The organism is Sphingopyxis sp. TUF1, from assembly GCF_036687315.1.
In the GTDB taxonomy this organism is placed as follows: Bacteria; Pseudomonadota; Alphaproteobacteria; order Sphingomonadales; family Sphingomonadaceae; genus Sphingopyxis; species Sphingopyxis kveilinensis.
On the sequence record NZ_CP144683.1, the window covers coordinates 3,333,496 to 3,355,298 of the forward strand.

A 21,803-nucleotide genomic window follows, 5' to 3' on the forward strand; every position below is an offset into this window, starting at 1 on the left:
GTTACTTTCCCGGATCCGCTGCAGCTAGGCCGGATAATATCCGGTAGAGGCCGACGGCCGAAATGAACCGAACCGTGTCAGTATTGAGGTTGATGTTGGAACCGGCAGTCAGGCAGGATCCCAAGACGGGAACCAAAGCCTTTACCGCAGCAGATTCGGTCTCGCTTCCAACCTTCGTGTTCAAGATTGCATAGGCGCCCTTGGGATCGCTGCGCGCAACACACTGCGCGAAATCCTCGCCATCATTGCGCGGTTTGAAGCTTGAAGCGAACATCGCGTCTTCGGTAAGTGTGGCCACCCGCGGCAAGTTTGCATCACCGTAAGTGTTAAGCACAAATTCTTCAGCCATCCCGCCGACCATGGCTGGCGCAGAAAAGCTGATCCTCTGCACTGCAAATCCCAAACAATCCGCCAGCTTACGGTTGAGGTTCCTGACCGCTGCGCCCTGTTCGTCACTCAAATACGGCAGCGAAAGAGCCGCTGCAGCTTTTGTGCTATTACTGGCTGCATAACAACGCGAATATTGGTTCAGGACTATACGACCGGCGTTCTCGGGATCGTTCGGAAAGTTCCGTACTGCCTTCGGAGACCGATCAATTCGGCTTCCCGATTCCGGCTCGGCCCTAGCGGGCGAAGCCGCCGCTAAAAAACCAGCCGCAATCAGAAAGACATGACATTTCCAACTTGTCATTCGGCTGCCTCCAGCGCACCGCCATTCTCGCGGATGCGGCGTTCGATTTCGGGGCGGAAGTGTTTTATCAGGCCCTGGATCGGCCACGCCGCCGCGTCGCCGAGCGCGCAGATGGTGTGGCCTTCGACCTGCTTGGTCACGTCGTACAGCGTGTCGATTTCGCTGATGTCGGCGTCGCCGGTGCGCAGCCGCTCCATCACGCGCCACATCCAGCCGGTGCCTTCGCGGCACGGGGTGCACTGGCCGCAGCTTTCATGCTTGTAGAAATAGCTGATGCGGCTGATCGCCTGAACAACGTCGGTCGACTTGTCCATCACGATCGCGGCAGCAGTGCCGAGCCCCGATCCGACAGCCTTCAGCCCGTCGAAGTCCATCGGCGCGTCCATGATTTCGGCCGCGGGAACCAGCGGAACCGACGAACCGCCGGGGATCACCGCGAGCAGATTGTCCCAGCCGCCGCGAATGCCGCCGCAATGCGTGTCGATCAGTTCGCGGAAGGTGATGCCCATCTCCTCTTCGACCACACACGGCTTGTTCACATGACCGCTGATCTGGAAGAGCTTGGTGCCCTTGTTATTCTCGCGCCCAAAGCTCGCGAACCACGGCGCGCCGCGGCGCAGGATCGTCGGGACGACCGCGATGCTCTCGACATTGTTCACCGTCGTCGGGCAGCCATAGAGGCCCGCACCCGCCGGGAACGGCGGTTTCAGGCGCGGCTGACCCTTCTTGCCTTCGAGGCTTTCGATCATCGCGGTTTCCTCGCCGCAGATATAGGCGCCGGCGCCGCGGTGGACGAAGACGTCGAAATCATAGCCCGACTTCGACGCATTCTTGCCGAGCAGTCCGGCGGCATACGCTTCCTGCACCGCGGCGAACAACGTCTCTGCCTCGCGGATGAATTCGCCGCGGATATAGATGTACGCGGCGCGCGCGCGCATCGCGTAGCCCGCGATCAGCGCACCTTCGATCAGCTTGTGCGGATCGTGGCGGATGATCTCGCGGTCCTTGCATGAGCCGGGCTCGGATTCGTCGGCGTTGATGACGAGAAAGCTCGGGCGGTCGGCGCGCGGCTCCTTCGGCATGAAGCTCCATTTGAGCCCCGTCGGAAAGCCTGCGCCGCCGCGGCCGCGGAGGCCCGACGCCTTGATCTCCTCGATGATCGCGTCCTGGCCGCGCTTCATCAGATCCTTGGTATTATCCCAATCGCCGCGCGCCTGCGCAGACTTGAGGGTCCACGGCTGGAAGCCGTAGAGATTGGTGAAAATGCGGTCTTTGTCGTGGAGAGCCATCAACGTGCCACCCTAATCAGATGCGCGGACTTCGGCGCAATGAAGGCCCAGCTTCCGTATGCTGCAAGCCACGGAATGAAAGTCGCAAGGGAAAGTCCAAGCGCAGAAAAACGCATGGGATGATGGCTGACCCTTGCCCAGATTGCCGTGCCTATGAAAACCAAGAGCAGGACCGTCGCTACACAACAGAACGCGGTCACACCTCGTGCAAATTTTGACAGTTGTGATGCTGTACCGATGTAGGCAGGGCCAATTTTGCCGAACGGCGTAAATTGAAACCCTTGTGGCGTGACGAATTCAAAAGCGCTATCGACGCACCCAAAGACGGAGGGCAGTTTTTTCATCACCACTCCTTCCGATAGTCGTAATTGGCCTCGACCATCGCCACGAGCGTCGTCGGTCCGCCCTCGGGCTCGCTCGTGTGCCGCTGCGGGTTCTGCGTGCCCGCCTTGGGCTGCTTGCCCGCCGCGAGTTCGTCGAGGATGCGCGTCATGCTGTCGTAATCGAGGTCTTCGTAATTATCGTCATTGATCTGCACCATCGGCGCGTTGGTGCAGGTGCCCATGCACTCGACCTCGGTGAGCGTGAACAGACCGTCGGGCGTCGTCTTGCCCTTCGTCATGCCGCGATTCTTGCATGCCGCCATCACATCGTCCGCCCCGCGCAGCAGGCAAGGCGTCGTGCCGCAGACCTGCACATGATAGCGGCCGACGGGGACGAGATTGTACATGGTGTAAAAGGTCGCGACCTCATAGGCGCGGATGAAGGGCATATCGAGCTGGGCTGCGACATATTCGATCACCGGTACGGGCAGCCAGCCCTGCGTCTGCGTCTCGGCGCCGACCTGGCGCTGCGCGAGGTCGAGCAGCGGCATCACCGCCGAGCGCTGGCGCCCCGCGGGATAGCGCGCGATCACCTGCTTTGCTTTTTCGGCATTCTCCGCCGTCCACGCAAACGCGCCCCAGCGCGCGCGGGTTTCGGCCTCGTCGGGAATTTGGGGTGCGTCAGCCATCAGATTGATTCCAGTTTCGCACGGGTGCGATGCGACGGCGTGTCGCCGGTGTTGGGTTCGCCTTCGCGATCGAGAAACAGGATGTGGCACTCCTCGGCCGCGAAAGGCCGGTGCTCGACGCCTTTCGGCACGACCACCATCTCCCCGGCGCCGAAGTGGCGAATGCCGTCGCGAAACTCGATGCCCATCGCGCCCTTTATCACCAGAAACATCTCATCGGTCTCGGGATGCGCGTGCCAGGTGAAATCGCCGCCGATCTTGGCGACGCGGATCTCGTTGCCGTTATAATGGCCGATGATGTGCGGCTTCCAATGCTCGTCAAAGGTCGCGAGCTTTTCCGCCAGATTGACGACGACGGGCGCGCTCACCGATCGCACTCCCCGAACACGACATCGATCGCGCCGATGATCGCCGTGGTGTCGGCGAGCATGTGGCCCTTGCACATAAAATCCATCGCCTGAAGGTGCGAAAACGCCGTCGGGCGAATCTTGCAGCGGTACGGCTTGTTCGTGCCGTCACTGACCAGATAGACGCCGAATTCGCCCTTCGGGCTTTCGGTCGCGACATAGACTTCGCCCGCGGGGACGTGGAAGCCCTCGGTGTAGAGCTTGAAGTGATGGATCAGCGATTCCATCGACTGCTTCATCTCGCCACGCTTCGGCGGGACGACCTTGCGGTCGAGGCTGGCGATCGGGCCGGTGGGCATGTCGCGCAGGCATTGCTTGATGATCTTTGCCGACTGATAGACTTCCTCGACGCGCACCATGAAGCGGTCATAGCAGTCGCCGCGCGTGCCGACGGGGATGTCGAACTCCATCGCCGCATAGGCATCATAGGGCTGCGACTTGCGCAGATCCCATGCGATGCCGCTGCCGCGGATCATCGGGCCCGAGAAGCCCCACGCCAGCGCGTCTTCCTTGCTCACCGTCGCGATATCGACGTTGCGCTGCTTGAAGATGCGGTTGTCGATGACGAGGCTCATCGCGTCGCCGAAGAGCTTGGGCAGACGCCCGTCGATCCACTCGCCAATGTCGACGAGCAGCTTTTCGGGCACGTCCTGATGGACGCCGCCGGGACGGAAATAAGCGCTGTGCATCCGCGCACCCGAGGCGCGTTCGAAGAAATTGAGGCAATCCTCGCGCAGCTCGAACACCCACAGGTTCGGCGTCATCGCACCGACGTCCATGACATGCGCGCCGATGTTGAGCATATGGTTGCAGATGCGCGTCAGCTCGGCAAACAAGGTACGCAGATATTGCGCGCGCGCCGGAACTTCGAGATCGAGCAGCTTTTCGATGGCAAGCACGTAAGAGTGCTCCATCCCGAGCGGCGAGCAATAGTCGAGCCGGTCGAAATAGGGCAGCGCCTGCAAATAGGTCTTATACTCGATCAGTTTCTCGGTGCCGCGGTGGAGCAGGCCGACGTGCGGATCGACGCGCTCGATGATCTCGCCATCGAGCTCCATCACCATGCGCAGCACGCCGTGCGCCGCGGGGTGCTGCGGGCCGAAGTTGATCGTGTAGTTGGTGACGGCCTGATCGCCGGCCGTGTTCGCGGTATCGACCGGATAGCCTTCGAACATGTCGCTGCCGTGGTGCTTGACCTGAGGAGCGTCGGTCATGCGTCACCTCCTGCTTTGGGCTTGCGCGGCGCGCGCGGCTTGGCCGGAGCCTTTTCCGCGGCCTTCGTCGCCGGGGTCTTGGCCTTCGCCGCCGCGGTTGCCTTGGCGCCGTCGCGGCTCGTCTTCGCGGCCTTGAGGTTCGTTTTCGCCCCTGCCCCGGTTTCGGCCGGCTTTTCGGTCGTCTTGGGGGTGGGCGGCGGCGGAGCCTTTGCTTCGTCCGCCTTCTTGACCTCAGCGGCGGTCAGCGGCGTCGGCGCCCCCTTGCCCGGCGCTTCGCCCGTCCCGCCGGCCTTTTCGTCGCCCGGAAGCACATAGTCGGCGCCTTCCCAAGGGGACAGGAAATCGAAGTTTCGGAAATCCTGCGCGAGCTTCACGGGCTCGTAGACGACGCGCTTGTCTTCTTCGCTATACCGCAGCTCGATATAGCCGGTCAGCGGGAAGTCCTTGCGCTGCGGATGCCCCTGAAAGCCATAGTCGGTCAGGATGCGGCGGAGGTCGGGGTTGCCCGCGAACAGCACGCCGTACATGTCGAACACTTCGCGCTCGAGCCAGCCCGCGACTGGCCAGACGGGCACGATGCTCGGCACGGGCGTCGCTTCGTCGGTCGATACGCGCACGCGAAGGCGATGGTTTTTGGTGACGCTCAGCAGGTGATAGACAACCTCGAACCGCTCAGGCCGGCCGGGATAGTCGACCCCGGCGATTTCCATGAGCTGCTGGTAATCGAGATTGTCGCGCAGCGCGATCATCACCCCGGCGATCGCGTCGCGGCGCACGGTGATGCTGTCCTCACCCACGGTGAAGACGTGCGCGAGAAGATCGTCGCCGAGCAGCTTTTTGAGCGCAGCGGCAAGGTCCGCACGCGGGGCGACGAGGGGAGCAGGGCTGGCCATCAGCGTTCGATCGTCCCGGTGCGGCGGATTTTCCGCTGCAACTGCATCACGCCGTACAGCAGCGCCTCGGCGGTCGGCGGGCAGCCGGGGACATAGATGTCGACGGGCACGATGCGGTCGCAGCCGCGCACCACCGAATAGCTATAGTGATAATAGCCGCCGCCATTGGCGCAGCTGCCCATCGAGATGACATATTTGGGATTCGACATCTGGTCGTACACGCGGCGCAGCGCGGGGGCCATCTTGTTGCACAGCGTTCCTGCGACGATCATCACGTCCGACTGGCGCGGGGATGCGCGCGGCGCGACGCCGAAGCGCTCCATGTCGTAGCGCGGCATATTGACGTGGATCATCTCGACCGCGCAGCACGCGAGGCCAAAGGTCATCCACCAGAGCGAGCCGGTGCGCGCCCAGTTGAAAAGATCCTCGGTCGATGTGACGAGGAAGCCCTTGTCGCCAATCTCGCTGTTGAGATCGTCGAAATAGCTCTGGTCGGGCAACGTTGCTTCGGGAAGATGAAGGCCCGGAGCCACGCCTTCGGGGGTCAGCCCCCGCGTGTCGGTGATGATCGGCGAGCGGGTCATTCCCAGTCCAACGCCCCTTTCTTCCATGCATAAACAAGGCCGATCGCTAGCTCGGCAAGAAAAACCATCATCGTAGCCCAGCCGGCCCAGCCGATCTCCTCAAGGCTCACCGCCCAGGGAAAGAGAAACGCTGCTTCAAGGTCGAAGATGATGAAGAGGATGGCGACCAGATAGAATCGCACGTCGAACTGGCTGCGCGCGTCCTCGAACGCCGGAAAGCCGCATTCATATTCGCTGAGCTTCGCGGGGTCGGGCTTGTGCGCGCCGGTCAGACGCGCGACGCCCATCGGCAGGAAGACGAAGGCCGCCGACAACCCGACCGCGATGACCAGGAATATCAGGATCGGCAGATACTGAGTCAGATCGACCATGGGAGCTCGCAGTTCCATTGTGCAATTTTTGGGGTGGCGTGCACCCGGTTATCGGGGGCGCTTTAGGCCAGCGCGCCGCGTGTCGCAAGCACTGCGGGCAGGATTTTCGTATCTTGCGTGACCAGCGCGCCATTGCACGCTGGCGAACGGGCCTGTCGCTGTGATACGCCAGCAAAACGGGTCGCAGAGCATCGCCTTTCAGGCGCCACATCCGTTACGGGAGCTATTATGAAGCCAATCGCCGCCCGCACCATCCTTGCGCTGAGTGCCGCAACCTTGCTTACGGCCGCCCCGGCCCGCGCCGAACTTATCAACGCCACCAATCCCGAAACGATCAAGGCGGTCGTCGAATCGCAGGGGTGGCCCGCGACGATCGTCGCGAACGAAGGCGACGATCCCTATATCGAGAGCAATCGCAACGGCCTGAAGTTCCTCGTGCTGTTCATGAACTGCGACGAAGGGAAGCGTTGCAAGACGCTGCAATATTATCTGGGTTTCAGCGATGCGAAAAATGTCACCCTCGATCAGCTCAACCGGTGGAACAAGGAAAAGCGTTTCGCGCGGGCTTACAAAGACGATGCGGGCGACCCGGTGCTCGAAATGGACGTCGACCTGGATTTTGCGGGCATCCCGCGCGAAAATGTCGGCGAGACCTTCAACACATGGGCGTCGCTGATGGACAGTTTTCGGGAGTATGTTTTCGAAAAGTGAGCTCACTCAAAACCAGGGCCCCTCCCATTTCGTCACCCCGGACTTGATCCGGGGTCCATGACAACGCCGCTGGCATGGACGCCGGATCAAGTCCGGCATGACCATGTAAGGAATGCCGCTCCGGTCAAGCGTTGCGCAGCGCGCCCGCAACCAGCTTCTGCAGCTTCGAATGCACCGCAGCGCTGCCCGCGATATATTCGCTGCGCTCGATCGCGCGGTCGCCGCCGCGGAAATCGCTGACGAAACCGCCGGCTTCGCGTACCAGCAGCATCCCCGCCGCAACGTCCCACACTTGCAGGTTGCTTTCCCAGAAGCCGTCGTACCGCCCCGCCGCGACCCATGCGAGGTCGAGGCTGGCGGCGCCGAAGCGACGGATTCCGGCGACTTCGGGGGCGACGGCGCCAAAAATGCGGCTCCACTGCGCCATATTGCCATGGCCCATGTACGGAATGCCCGTTGAAATAAGGCATTCGTTGAGGTGGCGACGCGACGCGACGCGCAGACGCCGGTCGTGCAGCCAGGCACCGCGGCCGCGCTCGGCCCAATAGCTTTCGTCGGTGACGGGCTGATAGATCAGCGCCGCGGTGACGTCGCCCCAGCCGCCGCCGAGCTTGGGCTCCTGCACCGCGATCGAGATCGCGAAATGCGGGATCGCGTGAAGGAAGTTCGACGTGCCATCGAGGGGGTCGATGATGAAGCGCGGCTTGCCCGGCTCGCCCTCGATCTCGCCGGCCTCTTCCATCAGGAAACCCCAGCCGGGGCGCGCGTGGGTCAGTTCGTCATAGAGGGTGCGCTCGGCGGCCTGATCGGCCTTTGACACAAAGTCCGCAGGGCCTTTCTGCGACACCTGCAAATGCTCGATCTCGCCGAAGTCGCGGCGCAGCTTGGTGCCGGCCTTGCGCGCGGCGCGTTCCATGACGGTGATGATGCCGGATACGGCCATTGTTCGATCTCCAACGCGTCGCCCCCGCGAAGGCGGGGGCCGCAAACAACCTTGCGCTACGCCGACAGCGGCCCCCGCCTTCGCGGGGGCGACGTTATTTAGTCTGCGCGGCGCACATATTCGCGGTCGTACACATGCACGACGATCTTGGTCCCGCTGGTAATGTGCGGCGGCACCATCACGCGCACGCCATTGTCGAGGATCGCGGGCTTGTACGACGATGAGGCGGTCTGGCCCTTCACCACCGCGTCGGCCTCGACGATCGTCGCTTCGATCGTTTCGGGGAGTTCGACCGAGATCGGGCGTTCTTCCCAAAGTTCGAGCACGACATCCATGCCGTCCTGCAGAAACTCATGCGCTTCGCCGACGACATCCTTCGAAATGTTGATCTGTTCGAACGTATCCTTGTCCATGAACACCAAATCGTCGCCCTCGGCATAGAGGAACTGGAAATCCTTGGTGTCGAGGCGGACCTTTTCCACCGTGTCGGCGCTGCGGAAACGATTGTTGAGCTTGCGCCCGTCGATCAGATTCTTGGCCTCGACCTGCATATAGGCGCCGCCCTTGCCCGGCTGGGTGTGCTGGATCTTGGTGACCTTCCAGATACCGCCTTCATATTCGATAATATTGCCGGGACGGATTTCAACGCCGGTGATCTTCATCGCGCACACTCACTTGGACAAGAATAGAAAGAGCCGCCGGCATCTTGCATATGCCGGACACAGGAGCGCGCCTTTAACCGCGCGAACGGCGAAGGGCAAGCCGCGTGTCAGGCCGTCGTGACAACCATCGCGCGGGTCCGCCGATAGCTGAGCCAGACGAGCCCGACGAACAGAATCAGCCCGACCCATGGCGCGAACGGCGCATAGCCGTCACCTACCACCGCCAGCGGAGCATCGCTGCCGCTGCCGGCGACGATCCCGGCGTACAGCACCCCGAACAAGCTTTCGCCGACGATCATGCCGGTGGCGGTCAGCACGCCCATACGATGTGCAAAGCCTGCGTTCGGGCGCTTCGCCGCCCAGCGATCGTAAAACCAGCCGCCGACCGCACCGATCACCACCGGCAGGATCACCGCCATCGGCAGATAGATGCCGATGCCGATGGCCAAAGGCGGGAGCCGCAGCTTGCCCGCGCGCCCCAGCAACGTGTCGACGATGATGAAGCCAACCCCCGCAAGCGCGCCATATCCGAGCATCGTCCAGTTGAGATCGCCGCCGAGCACCCCCTGCGCCAGCGACGAGATCAGCCCCGCCTGCGGCGCCGCGAGCGCGTTCGGCCCGGCGCCGGGGGCTCCAACGAAGCCGACCGTTTCGTTAAGCACATTGAGTACCGGCGGGACGATGAGCGAGCCAAAGATTACACCGATGATCAGCGCGACCTGCTGTTTCCACGGCGTCGCTCCGACCAGTTGGCCAGTTTTCAGATCCTGGAGATTGTCGTTCGAGATCGTCGCGATGCCGAAAACCAGCCCCGTGACGATCAGCGCATAGGCGACCATCGCGCTGACTTCGGCTTCGCCCCCGCCGCGGCCGAGCAGGCCCAGCAGCAACAGCGACGAGGCGATAATCGCGAGGATGCCAATCCCCGACACCGGTGAATTGGACGCGCCGATCAACCCCGCCATATAGCCGGTCACCGACGCTATCATCAGCCCGACGACGATGATGAACAGGATGGCGCCCGCAACGAGCACCATCGATGAGGCCGCGAGCGGACCGCCCGCCAGTTCCGACCAAAGCAGCCACCCGATCGGCAGCATCAGCGCCAGCGACCCGCCGAACACCCACGAAATCGACATATCCTGTTCTTCGATCGCCATCGCTGCGCCGCCTTGCCGTGCGCGGCTGGCCGCCATCGCCGACCGGATGCCGCCGACCACCGGCGCGGCGATGCTGATCAGCGTCCAGATCGCCGCGACCGCGATCACGCCGGCGCCAAAGAAGCGCACGTCGGCGCGGAACACCGTGTTCGCCAGCGTTTCGGGATCGCCCGCACCGCCCTGGGTCAGAATCGGCAGCAGAATCCACCAGCCGGTTACCAGCCCGACAAGCTGCGCCATGCCGACTGACAGTCCGACCAGATGCCCGACCCCGAACAATGCAAACGCCAGCCCGCCCGCGATCCCGGTCGCGCCGCTGCCGACCGCGAACCAGCGCGCGACTTCGGCCCCGGCGAGTTTCATCTGGGTCAGCAGCGTAAAGCCCGCCGCGACGATCGAATTCCACAGCAAGGCCGACAGCCCCGCCTTGTTCTCGGCGGCGCCCTCGGCGCTCGCGGCGCCGACCTGCAACACCTCGGCGGCAGCGCGGCCTTCAGGATAGGGAAGATCCGAATCGACGACGAGCGCGCGGCGCAGCGGGACGGAGAAAAGCACCCCCAATATGCCGCCGAGCATCGTAATTGCGGTCGTTTCTAGCAGCGGGAAACCCTGCCAGTAACCGACCATCACCAATCCCGGCAGCACGAAGATGATCGCCGCCAGCGTTCCCGCCGCGCTCGCGATCGTCTGGACGATATTATTCTCCAGGATCGTCGATCCGGCCATATAGCGCAGCAGCGCCATCGAAATCACCGCGGCGGGAATCGAAGTGGCAAAGGTCAGTCCGACTTTCAGCCCCAGATAGACGTTCGCGGCGGTGAACATCAGCGTCAGCACGCCGCCAAGAATGATCGCGCGGATCGTCAGTTCGCGTCCGCGCCCGGCGGCCGTGGTGATGTCGGTCATCTATATCTCCCCGCCCGCTGTCTCGCGATCCGCCGCGTCTTATGCAAGGCCCAATTTGAGCTGGCCGAAAAGCGACGAATCGAAGCCGATTTGACGTATCGATCCAATATGGAAGCACTTGGTCGTGGCATAGCGTCTCGCATGACAAATATCGATCTTAGCGATGTTACGCCCCGCCCACGCGGCAGCGGCGCCGTACCGCCGCGCGGTCCGGCACCTTGCGCCGGCCTGTTCGGCTGGCGCAAGGATGCGGTGCCATCAGCTCCGCCCCTGAAAAAGCGGGATCGCGATCATCCGGCGGACTGATCGGCCAGCAATGCGCCAAAAGCCTTCACCGCCGCTGCAGGCCCATCGGGATGCGCCCACACACCACCCGACACGGCTAGAAAATCGGCGCCCGCATCGATCAGCGCAGACGCATTATCAACCGTGATGCCGCCGATCGCCACGCAGGGCAGCTCGAACATGCTCTGCCACCAGGTCAGGATTTCGGGGTCGGCGTGATGCTCGACCGCTTTGGTCGTCGTCGAAAAAAAGGCGCCGAACGCTACATAATCTGCGCCCGCCTCGCCTGCTTCCATCGCCAGATGCCGGCTCGCGTGGCAGGTAACACCGATCTGGATGTCGGGACCGAGAATGCGGCGCGCTTCTTTGGGATCGCCGTCGCCCTGCCCAAGATGCACTCCGTCGGCGCTCAGGCGCTTCGCCAGCGCAACATCGTCGTTGACGATGAAAGCTACGTCATGCGTAGCGCAGATCGCCTGCAGCGGCTCGGCGAGCCGCGCCGCCTCGTGCTGGCTCAGCCCCTTGACGCGGAACTGAAAGGCTGCGACCGGGCCGGCGGCCAACGCCTCCTCCAGTCGCGCGGGAAAATCGCCACCAACGTCGAGCGGTGAGATCAGGTAGAGTTGGCAGATCGGCACGGTGGTCATCGCGCGTTCATAGCGATGCCGCCAGACGCGGGCAAATGCAGAAGATCATACATCGTGCGGCGCTTGCCCTTCCCTTCGCACTCCTGCTTTCGGCGTGCGCAACGACGGCCGACGCCCCGCTGCCCGACGGCAGCAACGTCGCGCTCGGCCAGAAAGCCTATGTCGATGGACCGATCGTCGAGCCGGTCGCCATCGTCGAGGACAGCCGCTGTCCTATGAACGCGCGCTGCGTTTGGGCCGGGCGCGCCCGGGTGAAAATGCTGTGGCACCGGGGCAATGGAGAAAAACAGACGTTCGACGTCACGCTCGGCGAACCGACGCCGCTCGCCGACGGCCAGTTCACGCTCGAATCGGTGCGCCCCGAAAGGCGCACTGACGTCACGCTGAAACCAGCGGATTATCGTTTCTCGTTCCGCTTCGCGGGCGGCCTCTGACCCTGTCGACGTCCGATTGAAGGTTCAGGACGGCGATATAGGTCAGGCCTGATCTTTCAGCGCGATTTCGCGCAGCGGGTGACCGCCGTCGATAAACAGTCGGCCGCCCGGCCGCAGCGCTGCCCGCACCCGCGCCAGCGCGGGTTCGTATGCCGCGGGATGACGCCCATCGAGGGCACCGACACGCACTGCAAACGCCAGGTCATAATGCGGCTCACCCGGCAAAAGCTGAAAATCCTCCACCGCGACCGCCCGAAACGACAGGCGACCCGCAGCAATTTCCGGCACCGATCCGTTTTCCGCCTGCGCGATCGCTCTCGCCGAACGGTCAATCGCCAACACATGCCCGTTGCCGATCCGCGCGACCACCGCGCGCGCGGCGGCTCCAGGTCCGCAGCCAATTTCGATCACGCGCATACCAGGCGCAAGCGGCAAGGCGTCGACGATGGCGCGCAGACGGGGCGATAAAGCCACCGCCACCCGCGAGTCAGGCCACAGAAGCTGTGTGAATTTCGTCGATCGCACCGCCGAGCGAATCGTTGAATTCGTCGTCGCTCATCTGGTGGCGCAAATCTTCCAGCAGCGCACGGCTGAAGCTTGCGATGATGCCCGGGTTCTTGGCCAGTTCGGCGCACGCTTCGGGACGTGCAAAGCCGCCCGACAGTGCGACCACGCGCAGCACCTTGGGATGATCGACGAGCGGCTGGAACAGGCCAGCCTCGGTGGGAAGCGACAGTTTCAGCATCACCGGCGCACCGGTCCATGCGTCGAGCGCGGCGAGCAATTCTTTCAAAAGCAGGCGATCCGCCGCGTCGCGTTCGGCGCTCTTGATATTCACTTCGGGCTCGATGATCGGAACCAGGCCGTGCGCCGCGATGCGCGCGGCTTCGGCGAACTGCTGATCGACGATCGCCCTGATACCGACGGGATTGGCCAGGTTTACGACGCTGCGCATCTTGGTGCCGAACACGCCCTTGGCGACTGCGCGCGCGCACAGGTCGTCGAGACCCGGATTGGCCTTCATCAGCTGCACGCCATCAGCTTCGTCTTCCAGCCCCTTGTCAACCTTCAGGAACGGCACGACGCCGCGTTCCCATAACAGCGCTGGCACCGGCTTGCCGCCCGCCTCGCCATCCATCGTCCGCTCGAACAGGATCGCGCCAATCACCTTCTCGCCATTGAAACAGGGCGCGGTGACGATGCGGCTGCGCATATCGTGGATCAGCGCGAACATTTCCTCGTCGTTCGAGAAAGCGTCGGCTTCGATGCCATAACCCTTCAATGCCTTGGGCGTAGACCCGCCGCTCTGGTCGAGCGCGGCGATAAAGCCCTGCCCCGATTTGATCTGGTCCAGCATGGCGGCATTGGCGGTCGTCATAACGTCTCCGGTTGTTTGCATACGTATGTTGCGGCGCGCATAGCTGCCCTTCGGTTAGGATGCAATGCGCGGCCTTTTTGCGAGGCCTTCAGACGGGGCTTCGCGGTATGGCGAGCAGATTGATGGCAATCGAAATACGGTCGCGTTCACCCTGATGCGGGACGACGCCGTGGCTAAGCCACGAGGGGAACATGATAATCCGGCCACTGCGCACCTTCATCTTGAGCTGCGGTTCGTGGACGGATCCGTTGGCGCTCCGCAGGCGAAGGTTGGGCATAGTCATCAGCACCGTCGGCATGCGCGGATCTTCGATCACCAGTTCGCCACCGATCGCTCCGTCTCCCTGTTCCGACCCGTCATCGACATAATAAACCGCCGACCAATAGGCGCCTGGATGCGTGTGCATCTGGTTCGACGCGGCGGGCGGCGACACATTGACCCAGATATCGGTCGCCCATTGATGGCGCGGCGCGCCCGGAGAGACAATGTCCACGCAATGTGCGTCGGCGAGTGCGAAGATATGACGGAGTAGATATTGCACGGGCTCGCCGCCCCACTCCGCGACGTCATGTTCGGACTGCCAGCCGCCGATGTTCGAAATCGTCACCCCCGGTGATTGGGAGCGGCGCGCGAGGATGAGTGGCTTGAGTGCAGCGTTTACCATGGCGGCGTCCGGCAATTCATCGACCACGACGGGCGTGTCGAAGAGGCCTACCACCTGCGCGCTCATTGCAGCAGCGCCTCCACGCCCGGCAGCGGCTTGCCTTCCATCCATTCGAGGAACGCGCCGCCGGCGGTCGAGACAAAGGTGAAATCGGTCGCGACGCCGGCGTGATTGAGGGCCGCGACGGTATCGCCGCCGCCCGCGACCGACGTCAACGAGCCTTCGCGGGTCAGCGCCGCCGCGGTCTTGGCCAGCGCGACGGTCGCGGTGTCGAAGGGCGGCGTCTCGAATGCGCCGAGCGGACCGTTCCACACCAGCGTCCGGCAATTTTTGAGCACGTCCGCGAGTGCCTCCACCGCAGCGGGCCCGACGTCGAGGATCATCTCGTCGGCGGCAACCTCGTGGACATTGACCGTGCGCGTCGGCGCGTTCGGCGCAAACTCTTTTGCGACCACGACGTCATAGGGCAGATGGATCGTGCAGCCCGCGGCTTCGGCGGCGTCAAAGATTGCGTTGGCGGTGCCGACCAGCTCATGTTCGCACAGCGACTTGCCGACATTGACCCCGCGCGCCGCGAGAAAAGTGTTCGCCATGCCGCCGCCGATGATCAGATGATCCACCTTGCCGACGAGGTTCTTGAGCACGTCGATCTTGCTCGACACCTTGGCGCCGCCGACGACCGCGGCGACCGGCTGCACCGGATTGCCGAGCGCGGCGTCGAGCGCCTTCAGTTCGGCCTCCATCGCGCGGCCTGCATAGGCGGGAAGCCGCCGGGCGATGCCTTCGGTCGACCCATGCGCACGGTGCGCGGCTGAAAAAGCGTCATTGACGTACAGGTCGCCGATCTCGGCCAAGGCGTCGGCAAAAGCCGGATCATTTTTTTCTTCGCCGGGATAAAAGCGCGTGTTTTCGAGCACCGCGACATCGCCCGGCGCGAGCACCGCGGCGCCGGCCTTCGCGCCCTCGCCGACGGCTTCGGGAATGAACATCACCGAATGGCCCAGCACATCCTCGACCCCGGCCATAACAAGGCTCAGCGACTGGGTCGGATTCTTCGCCCCCTTCGGCCGTCCAAAATGCGCGAGAAGCAACACGATTGCGCCTTTGTCGGACAATTCGCGGATCGTCGGCATCGCCGCCTCGATCCGCGTCTTGTCGCCGACCGCGCCGTCGATCATCGGGACATTCAGGTCGACGCGCACGAGCACTTTCTTGCCGGTGATGTCGCCGATGTCGTCGAGGGTCTTGAACGCGGTCATCGCTGCTTCCTTCGGCTCAGAGGAACTTGGCCATCACGCCCGCGGTGTCGATCATGCGGTTCGAGAAGCCCCATTCATTGTCGTACCAGCTGAGCACGCGCACCAGCTTGCCGTCGATGACGGCGGTTTCGAGGCTGTCGATCGTCGAGCTGTGCGCGTCATGGTTGAAATCGATCGAGACCAGCGGCTCGTCGGTGAAACCGAGCACACCCTTGAGTTCGCCTTCGGCGGCTTCCTTCAGCAGCTTGTTGACCTCTTCCGCGGTCGTTTCGCGAAGCGGCATAAAGGTCAGGTCGACGACCGAGACATTGGGGGTCGGGACGCGGATCGACGAACCGTCGAGCTTGCCCTTGAGTTCGGGCAGGACGAGGCCAACGGCAACCGCCGCACCGGTGCTGGTCGGGATCATCGACATAGCGGCGGCGCGCGCGCGGCGCGGGTCCGAGTGGATCTGGTCGAGGATCTTCTGATCGTTGGTGTAGGCGTGGATCGTCGTCATCAGGCCGCGCTCGATGCCGATCTTCTCGTGCAGCACCTTGGCCATCGGCGCGAGGCAGTTGGTGGTGCACGATGCGTTCGACACGATCACATGCTCGGCGCCGATCTTGTCATGGTTGACACCATAGACGACGGTCAGGTCGACTTCCTTGGCAGGGGCCGAAATCAGGACGCGCTTGGCGCCGGCGTCGAGATGCGCCTGGCCGCCCTTGCGGTCGGTGAAAAAGCCCGTGCATTCCAGCGCGATGTCGATGCCGTTGGCGGCGTGGGGCAGCTTGGCGGGATCGCGTTCGGCGGTCACCTGGATGCGCTTGCCGTTGACGATCAGGTCGCTGCCGTCGACTTCGACACTGCCGTTGAAAGGGCCATGGACCGAATCGCGCTGGAACAGGCGGGCGTTCGCCTTGGCGTCGGCCAGATCGTTGATCGACACCAGTTCGAGGTCATGGTCGGTGCGTTCGAGGATGGCACGCGCCACATTGCGGCCGATGCGTCCGAAACCGTTGATTGCGACTTTCACTGCCATGTCGAACTGTCCTTTCTGCGAATGGTCGGCCGGTCTTTACTTGCTCAGCCGTGCCAATATCTGGGGGGTGATAGCATCGGCGGTAAGGCCGAAATGTTTGAATAGGTCTTCGATCGGTGCCGATGCGCCGAAACTGTCGATGCCGAAGCGCAGGCCGTTGCGGCCCGTGTAGCGTTCCCAGCCGAAAGTCGTGCCCGCCTCGATCGAAACGATCAGCGTGTCGGCGGGCAGGATATTTTCCTGATAGGCGGCGTCCTGTTCGTCGAACAATTCGGTCGACACCATCGAAACGACATCGGCGCCATGACCGGCCGCTTCGAGCTTGGCGGCGACGTCCATCGCCAGCGAAACTTCGGAACCCGTCGCAACCAGCACGACCTTGCGCGACGCCGACGCCCCGCGAAGGCGGTAACCGCCTTTGGAACAAAGATTTTCCGCGACGTCATGGCGCAGCGGCGGGAGGTTCTGCCGAGTCAGCGCGAGCAGCGACGGCCGATCGGTCTGCGCCAGCGCCAACGCCCAGCATTCGGCGGTTTCGACCGCATCGGCGGGGCGCATGACGAGCAGGTTGGGCATCGCACGCAGCGACTGGAGATGCTCGATCGGCTGGTGCGTCGGGCCGTCTTCACCCAGCCCAATACTGTCGTGCGTCATCACATAGACGACGCGCTGACGTTGCAGCGCCGACAGACGGATCGCGGCGCGACAATAATCGGCGAACACAAGGAAAGTGCCGCCATAGGGGACGATACCGCCGTGCAGCGCCATGCCATTCATCGCCGCGGCCATACCGAATTCGCGGATGCCGTAATAGATATAGCGTCCCGAATAGTCGCTTTTAGTCAGCGGCTTGGTCGATGATGTTTTGGTGTTGTTCGAACCCGTCAGATCGGCGCTGCCGCCCACCAGCGCCGCAATATCGGCGGTGAGCGCACCGAGCGTATTCTCCGACGCTTTGCGCGTCGCAACCTTCGGCGGTTCGGCGACAAGCCCGTCGAGATAGGCTTTGAAAGCATCGCCGGGAACGACCTTACCGCTCAAGCGATCTTGAAATTCCTTTTTCTTTGCGCTGCTTGCAAGGCGATAATTCCACTGGGCATGAAGCGTTTTGCCCTTTTCGCCAAAGGCCGCCCACGCCGATGCTATATCCGCGGGGATCACGAAGGGTTCGGCCGTCCAGCCGAGCTCGGTTCGCGCCGCCGCAATTTCGTCGGCGCCCAGCGGCGCGCCGTGCGTCGCCGACGTGCCCTGTTTGTTCGGTGCGCCGAAACCGATGATCGTCCGGCACGCGATCAGCGACGGGCGCGGATCGGCGAGCGCTGAGTCGATCGCGCGGCGAATGTCGGCGGGATCATGACCGTCGCAGCTTTCGACGTGCCAGCCCGTCGCGGCGTAGCGCGCAGCGATGTCCTCGCTCGTCGACAGGTCGGTCGATCCATCGATCGTGATCTTGTTGTCGTCCCACAACACGGTCAGGCGCCCGAGGCCAAGGTGACCGGCAAGCCCGATGGCTTCGTGGTTGATGCCTTCCATCAGGCAGCCGTCGCCCGCGATCACCCAGGTGCGGTGATCGACGAGGTCATCGCTATAGAGCGCGTTCAGATGCCGCTCGGCAATCGCCATGCCGACCGCGGTGGCCAGCCCCTGCCCCAGCGGGCCGGTGGTCGTTTCGACGCCCTCGAGCTCAAAGTTCTCTGGATGCCCGGCGCACGGACTATGCAGCTGACGGAAATTGCGGATGTCCTCGATCGTCGGCCGCGCATAGCCCGCAAGGTGCAGCGTCGCATAGGCGAGCATCGATCCATGCCCCGCCGACAGCACGAACCGGTCGCGGTCGGCCCATTTAGGGTCGCTCGGATCGAATTTCAGATAGTCCGAATAGAGTACGGTGGCGACGTCGGCCATGCCCATCGGCATTCCCGGGTGGCCGCTGTTGGCGGCCTGTACGGCGTCCATCGCAAGCGCGCGGATCGCGTTGGCGAGCTGACGTTCGGGCATTGTCATGAGTCCCCCGGGAAAGGATATATGGGTGGCCGGATTCGGTGGGACAGCCCTTTGCGGTGACGGGGCAAGGAGTCAACCGCCCGCGGCACAAATTCGCGTGCATTTCCGCGCGGCGAGGCGATTGCACCCCTCCCCCGGCGCTGCTAACCCTTGGGCATGGAACTCGATCTCGACGAATCCAACCTGGCCATCGGGCGTATCGAGCGTGCGCTGAGCCGCATCGAAAAGGCGCTGGCCGATCGCGCGAACCGCCCCGCGCCCGCCGTCGCCGCGCCCGCCACCGACCAGTCGGCGCTGAAGGCCGAGGTCGCGGCGGTCATCGGCGAACTCGACCGGTTGATTGCGGAGGCCGAACATGGCTGACGTCAAGCTGACGATCGCGGGCCGCCCCTATGACGTGCATTGCGCCGACGGCGAGGAACCGCAGCTGATCCACCTGGCATCGGTCGTCGATGAAAAGGTGCGGTCGATGCCCGGCGGGACCGAGGTTCGCCAACTGCTGTTCGCCGCGCTGATGCTCGCCGACGAGGCGCAGGAAGCGCGCGGCAAGGCTGAAAAGGCCGAGCCGCAGTCGGACTCGCTCCGCGCAGCGGTTGCGCTCGCCGAAAGCCGCGAAGCGGCGGCACGCGACGAACTCAAGGCCGCGATCGCACGCGAACAGGCGGCACTTAAGGAGCTTCAGTCCGCGCGCGACGCTGCGAGCACCGCCCCTGCGGCGGCCAACCCCTCGCACAGCCGTGCGCTGCTGCAAATCGCCGACCGGATCGAAACACTCGCGACGAAGGTCGAGCAACTCCCTTGAGCAAAGCCGCGCGCGCTCCTACATAGGGGGTGGCGGGCACTGCCCGGCACGAGCTTTTGCGAAAATCCCTGAGGCGATACATCATCCTAGGGAGCTGTCCCTGCCCGGACCTTGGTCCGACGTACATGGTTCCCACCTGACGTTACTGGCGTCAGAGGAGTTTCCAGCAAACGACCTCGGCGGTCCCGCCAACCGATTGAGCCAGTCCGGATCCCAGTTTTAAGGGAAAGGCGATGACCGACTTGTCCGCCGATCTGGCCCAGCAAAAGCAGAAACTGCGCGAACGGCTGCGCTTCCGGCGGCGGCATTTCGCCGCCAACCTCGACGGGATGGCACAGTTCGCCGCTTTTCGGGCGCTGCCCGCACCGCTGGTCGAGCGCCTGGCCGACCATGCCGTCGTTGGCGCCTATGTCGCGCTTGGCGACGAGCCCGATGTGCTGCCGATGTTCGCCGATCTGGCCGCGGCGGGCGCGCTGGCGTTGCCGCATCACGCGGGCCGCGTCGCCGAAATGGATTTTCGCCGCTGGCGACCGGGCGAATCGCTCGTGAAAGGACCATGGGGGACGCAGCAACCGGACGGCGCCGCTCCTCCGGCACAGCCGCATGTCATTTTCTGCCCGCTTGTGGTGTTTGACCGGCAGGGCGGCCGTCTCGGTCAGGGTGGCGGCCATTATGATCGCTATTTCGCCGCGCATCCCGCTGCCCTGCGAATCGGGATCGGCTGGTCGGTGCAGGAAATCGACGAGTGTCCGCGCGAATCGACCGACATCGCGCTCGACGCGATCCTCACCGAACAAGAATTGATCCTTTGCGGAGACCGCCTGTGAACGACCAGCCTTCCAATCCTCAGCCCAGCTGGCGCAAGCCCGCGGGGATGTTCCTGATCCTGGCGCTTATCGTCGGCTGGACCGCCATCATCGTCAGCCTGTCGCCGTGGGTCGGCGATTGGCCGGCGCTGGTGCAGGCGATCTTCTATCTCGTCGCAGGAATTATCTGGATTGCGCCGCTGAAGCCGCTGCTGCGCTGGATGGAACTGGGGACTTGGCGCCGCTAAGGAGCGGCGCCAATCCAGACTATTCCGATGAGGGAATGGTCCCAAGCTGCGGTGGCCATTCCGTCCCGAAAGACAGGAAATGGCGCGAGTGACGGGGCTCGAACCCGCGACCTCCGGCGTGACAGGCCGGCACTCTAACCAACTGAGCTACACCCGCGTGTGCTTGGGAGCCGCGCCAATATTGTGCGCGCTCCGGCCTGTCAACCGTCGCGTTCCTCCTGCGCACGATTTAATCGATCGCGCACCTCGTCGGTCGTCGTCAGCGTGCCGTGTTCGAACAGGAAACCGGCCAGATCGGGCGTTCCGGTCGAAGCAAGCACGGTCTGGAGGATCAGCAGCAAGGGCACCGCGAGCAGCGCGCCGGGCGTGCCCCACACCCATCCCCAAAAGCTTAAGGAGACGAGGATCAGCAACGGATTGATGGTCAGCCGCTTGCCGAGCACCAGCGGCGTGATCAGATTCGCCTCGACCAGATGTACGCCGGTAAAGATCAGCGCGGGGAGCAGCGCAAAGCCGACCGCGTCAAAGGTCATCAGGCCGCCAAGGCCCAGCAGCACCGCGGCGACGATCGGCCCCAGATAGGGCACGAAATTGCAGATGCTGACGATCCCGCCCCACATGAAAGGCGACGGCATCCCGAGCGCCCACAGCAACAGCGCGACGATCAGGCCAAGCACCGCGTTGATCATCGTGATCGTCGCCAGATAATCCGCCGTAGCATCGACGACATTCTGGATCACCCGCGCGGTCTGCATCGCCCCGTCGAAGCTCCCGCGGCGGCGAATCGTGCCGCGCCGCAGCCGCGTCCAGCCTGCGAGGAAGAAAAAGATCACGAGGACCGCAAAGAACAGCTGGATTGCCGCCGCGGGCGCCGAGGAGATGAAATAATCGACGACGGATGTGGGCGCGGTCGCCGCCACCGCCTGCGCGGTCGCCTCGGTGCCGGTCGCCACGGACATCAAGGTACGGTCGACGAATCGCTGGAGCGTCGAATAAAAATCGATCAGCGGCGCGAGATTGCTCTGGATGCGCGGAATCGATTCGGGAAGCCGCGCGAACCAGCCGGTCGCCGGCACGACGATGATCGCCAGCGCGGCGTTGATAATCGCAAGGAAGGCGGCAAGCGACAGAAAGGCGGCGAGCCCCGACGGCACGCCACGCCGCTCAAGCCATTCGAGCAGCGGCACGAGCGCGATCGCGATGACGATCGCTGCGGTAAGCGGCAGAAAAAACTCCGCGCCCGCCTGCAAAGCAAAGGGCAAACCGAGGCAGAAGCTGGCGCCGAGGATCAGCGCGAGCGCGGCGAGAAGCCGGTCGCGGCGAAAATCGTCGATCTCGATCTGGTGCAGCGGATTGACGCGCGGCGGCCGCACATCCTTGCTGCCCCTGTCGTCCGCCACCCGGGTCTC

At 63.6% G+C, this 21,803-nt stretch carries 26 protein-coding genes and 1 tRNA gene; 6 read left to right on the plus strand and 21 right to left on the minus strand.

All coding sequences use genetic code 11. The features are described from left to right. Position 1: 1 nt before the first annotated feature. From VSX77_RS15650 to VSX77_RS15690, 9 genes are read right to left on the minus strand one after another with little or no spacing between them, the layout of a single operon-like run. Complete coding sequence (locus VSX77_RS15650) at positions 2–691, minus strand: hypothetical protein (protein ID WP_338425530.1); 690 nt, start codon at positions 689–691, stop codon at positions 2–4. Further along, complete coding sequence (gene nuoF / locus VSX77_RS15655; RefSeq protein WP_338425531.1) at positions 688–1,980, minus strand: NADH-quinone oxidoreductase subunit NuoF; 1,293 nt, start codon at positions 1,978–1,980, stop codon at positions 688–690. The genes VSX77_RS15650 and nuoF overlap by 4 nt, the downstream gene beginning before the upstream one ends. Then, positions 1,980–2,324: a hypothetical protein gene (locus VSX77_RS15660; protein ID WP_338425532.1), complete on the minus strand. Its 345-nt coding sequence runs from the start codon at positions 2,322–2,324 to the stop codon at positions 1,980–1,982. Before VSX77_RS15660 ends, nuoF begins: the two co-directional genes overlap by 1 nt. Beyond that, positions 2,324–2,992, minus strand: coding sequence for a complex I 24 kDa subunit family protein (locus VSX77_RS15665; RefSeq protein WP_338425533.1), 669 nt, complete (start codon positions 2,990–2,992; stop codon positions 2,324–2,326). Before VSX77_RS15665 ends, VSX77_RS15660 begins: the two co-directional genes overlap by 1 nt. Further along, positions 2,992–3,360: a cupin domain-containing protein gene (locus VSX77_RS15670; RefSeq protein WP_338425534.1), complete on the minus strand. Its 369-nt coding sequence runs from the start codon at positions 3,358–3,360 to the stop codon at positions 2,992–2,994. Before VSX77_RS15670 ends, VSX77_RS15665 begins: the two co-directional genes overlap by 1 nt. After that, positions 3,357–4,574 carry an NADH-quinone oxidoreductase subunit D gene (locus VSX77_RS15675; protein ID WP_338427292.1) on the minus strand — a complete coding sequence of 406 codons (1,218 nt, stop codon included), beginning with the start codon at positions 4,572–4,574 and terminating at the stop codon, positions 3,357–3,359. Before VSX77_RS15675 ends, VSX77_RS15670 begins: the two co-directional genes overlap by 4 nt. Before the next feature lie 35 nt (positions 4,575–4,609). Continuing rightward, a complete protein-coding gene (locus tag VSX77_RS15680) occupies positions 4,610–5,506 on the minus strand; it encodes an NADH-quinone oxidoreductase subunit C (RefSeq protein ID WP_338425535.1) in 897 nt (298 codons plus the stop codon). Then, a complete protein-coding gene (locus VSX77_RS15685) occupies positions 5,506–6,090 on the minus strand; it encodes a NuoB/complex I 20 kDa subunit family protein (protein ID WP_338425536.1) in 585 nt (194 codons plus the stop codon). The genes VSX77_RS15680 and VSX77_RS15685 overlap by 1 nt, the downstream gene beginning before the upstream one ends. Beyond that, positions 6,087–6,461, minus strand: a complete 375-nt coding sequence (locus tag VSX77_RS15690; RefSeq protein ID WP_338425537.1) for an NADH-quinone oxidoreductase subunit A — start codon at positions 6,459–6,461, stop codon at positions 6,087–6,089. The genes VSX77_RS15685 and VSX77_RS15690 overlap by 4 nt, the downstream gene beginning before the upstream one ends. Positions 6,462–6,689: 228 nt before the next feature. Between VSX77_RS15690 and VSX77_RS15695 the strand changes: the two genes are divergently transcribed. Continuing rightward, positions 6,690–7,172 carry a YbjN domain-containing protein gene (locus VSX77_RS15695; RefSeq protein WP_338425538.1) on the plus strand — a complete coding sequence of 161 codons (483 nt, stop codon included), beginning with the start codon at positions 6,690–6,692 and terminating at the stop codon, positions 7,170–7,172. 124 nt (positions 7,173–7,296) lie between these two features. Here VSX77_RS15695 and VSX77_RS15700 read toward each other — a convergent pair whose 3' ends face one another. The 4 genes from VSX77_RS15700 to thiE all read right to left on the minus strand — a co-directional run bounded on the left by VSX77_RS15700 (position 7,297) and on the right by thiE (position 11,775). Then, on the minus strand, positions 7,297–8,115 hold the full coding sequence (locus VSX77_RS15700; protein WP_338425539.1) for an inositol monophosphatase family protein: 819 nt from the start codon (positions 8,113–8,115) through the stop codon (positions 7,297–7,299). 98 nt (positions 8,116–8,213) lie between these two features. Beyond that, positions 8,214–8,777, minus strand: a complete 564-nt coding sequence (gene efp, locus VSX77_RS15705) for an elongation factor P (RefSeq protein ID WP_058815473.1) — start codon at positions 8,775–8,777, stop codon at positions 8,214–8,216. A gap of 107 nt (positions 8,778–8,884) precedes the next feature. After that, positions 8,885–10,843, minus strand: coding sequence for an OPT family oligopeptide transporter (locus VSX77_RS15710; protein ID WP_338425540.1), 1,959 nt, complete (start codon positions 10,841–10,843; stop codon positions 8,885–8,887). A gap of 290 nt (positions 10,844–11,133) precedes the next feature. Continuing rightward, positions 11,134–11,775 (minus strand): thiamine phosphate synthase, encoded by a 642-nt coding sequence (thiE, locus tag VSX77_RS15715; protein ID WP_338425541.1) that lies wholly within the window; start codon positions 11,773–11,775, stop codon positions 11,134–11,136. Positions 11,776–11,810: 35 nt separating this feature from the next. Here thiE and VSX77_RS15720 point away from each other — a divergent pair, with 35 nt between their 5' ends. Then, positions 11,811–12,209: a hypothetical protein gene (locus VSX77_RS15720; protein WP_338425542.1), complete on the plus strand. Its 399-nt coding sequence runs from the start codon at positions 11,811–11,813 to the stop codon at positions 12,207–12,209. Positions 12,210–12,251: 42 nt separating this feature from the next. Here VSX77_RS15720 and VSX77_RS15725 read toward each other — a convergent pair whose 3' ends face one another. The 6 genes from VSX77_RS15725 to tkt all read right to left on the minus strand — a co-directional run bounded on the left by VSX77_RS15725 (position 12,252) and on the right by tkt (position 18,538). Beyond that, the gene (locus VSX77_RS15725; protein WP_422397250.1) at positions 12,252–12,734 is read right to left on the minus strand and encodes an SAM-dependent methyltransferase; all 483 of its coding nucleotides are present in this window, start codon (positions 12,732–12,734) and stop codon (positions 12,252–12,254) included. After that, on the minus strand, positions 12,697–13,566 hold the full coding sequence (locus VSX77_RS15730) for a fructose bisphosphate aldolase (protein ID WP_338427293.1): 870 nt from the start codon (positions 13,564–13,566) through the stop codon (positions 12,697–12,699). The genes VSX77_RS15725 and VSX77_RS15730 overlap by 38 nt, the downstream gene beginning before the upstream one ends. Positions 13,567–13,675: 109 nt before the next feature. Then, a complete protein-coding gene (locus VSX77_RS15735; protein WP_338425544.1) occupies positions 13,676–14,317 on the minus strand; it encodes a TIGR02466 family protein in 642 nt (213 codons plus the stop codon). Further along, the gene (locus VSX77_RS15740) at positions 14,314–15,510 is read right to left on the minus strand and encodes a phosphoglycerate kinase (RefSeq protein ID WP_338425545.1); all 1,197 of its coding nucleotides are present in this window, start codon (positions 15,508–15,510) and stop codon (positions 14,314–14,316) included. The genes VSX77_RS15735 and VSX77_RS15740 overlap by 4 nt, the downstream gene beginning before the upstream one ends. A gap of 16 nt (positions 15,511–15,526) precedes the next feature. Next, entirely contained in the window at positions 15,527–16,534 is a 1,008-nt protein-coding gene (gene gap, locus VSX77_RS15745; protein ID WP_338425546.1) for a type I glyceraldehyde-3-phosphate dehydrogenase, read from the minus strand. A 36-nt stretch (positions 16,535–16,570) separates the two neighbouring features. Further along, positions 16,571–18,538 (minus strand): transketolase, encoded by a 1,968-nt coding sequence (gene tkt / locus VSX77_RS15750; protein ID WP_338425547.1) that lies wholly within the window; start codon positions 18,536–18,538, stop codon positions 16,571–16,573. A 156-nt stretch (positions 18,539–18,694) separates the two neighbouring features. Between tkt and VSX77_RS15755 the strand changes: the two genes are divergently transcribed. The 4 genes from VSX77_RS15755 (at position 18,695) to VSX77_RS15770 (ending at position 20,394) form a co-directional block, all read left to right on the plus strand. Beyond that, positions 18,695–18,901 carry a hypothetical protein gene (locus VSX77_RS15755; RefSeq protein ID WP_338425548.1) on the plus strand — a complete coding sequence of 69 codons (207 nt, stop codon included), beginning with the start codon at positions 18,695–18,697 and terminating at the stop codon, positions 18,899–18,901. Continuing rightward, positions 18,894–19,340 (plus strand): cell division protein ZapA, encoded by a 447-nt coding sequence (locus VSX77_RS15760; RefSeq protein ID WP_338425549.1) that lies wholly within the window; start codon positions 18,894–18,896, stop codon positions 19,338–19,340. Before VSX77_RS15755 ends, VSX77_RS15760 begins: the two co-directional genes overlap by 8 nt. Before the next feature lie 233 nt (positions 19,341–19,573). Beyond that, a complete protein-coding gene (locus VSX77_RS15765) occupies positions 19,574–20,167 on the plus strand; it encodes a 5-formyltetrahydrofolate cyclo-ligase (RefSeq protein ID WP_338425550.1) in 594 nt (197 codons plus the stop codon). Beyond that, the gene (locus VSX77_RS15770) at positions 20,164–20,394 is read left to right on the plus strand and encodes a DUF2842 domain-containing protein (protein ID WP_338425551.1); all 231 of its coding nucleotides are present in this window, start codon (positions 20,164–20,166) and stop codon (positions 20,392–20,394) included. The genes VSX77_RS15765 and VSX77_RS15770 overlap by 4 nt, the downstream gene beginning before the upstream one ends. Before the next feature lie 80 nt (positions 20,395–20,474). Here VSX77_RS15770 and VSX77_RS15775 read toward each other — a convergent pair. Together VSX77_RS15775 and VSX77_RS15780 are read right to left on the minus strand one after the other, a co-directional pair. Further along, positions 20,475–20,551 (minus strand) — tRNA-Asp (locus tag VSX77_RS15775). A gap of 43 nt (positions 20,552–20,594) precedes the next feature. Then, entirely contained in the window at positions 20,595–21,767 is a 1,173-nt protein-coding gene (locus VSX77_RS15780; protein WP_422397323.1) for an AI-2E family transporter, read from the minus strand. Positions 21,768–21,803: the final 36 nt, after the last annotated feature.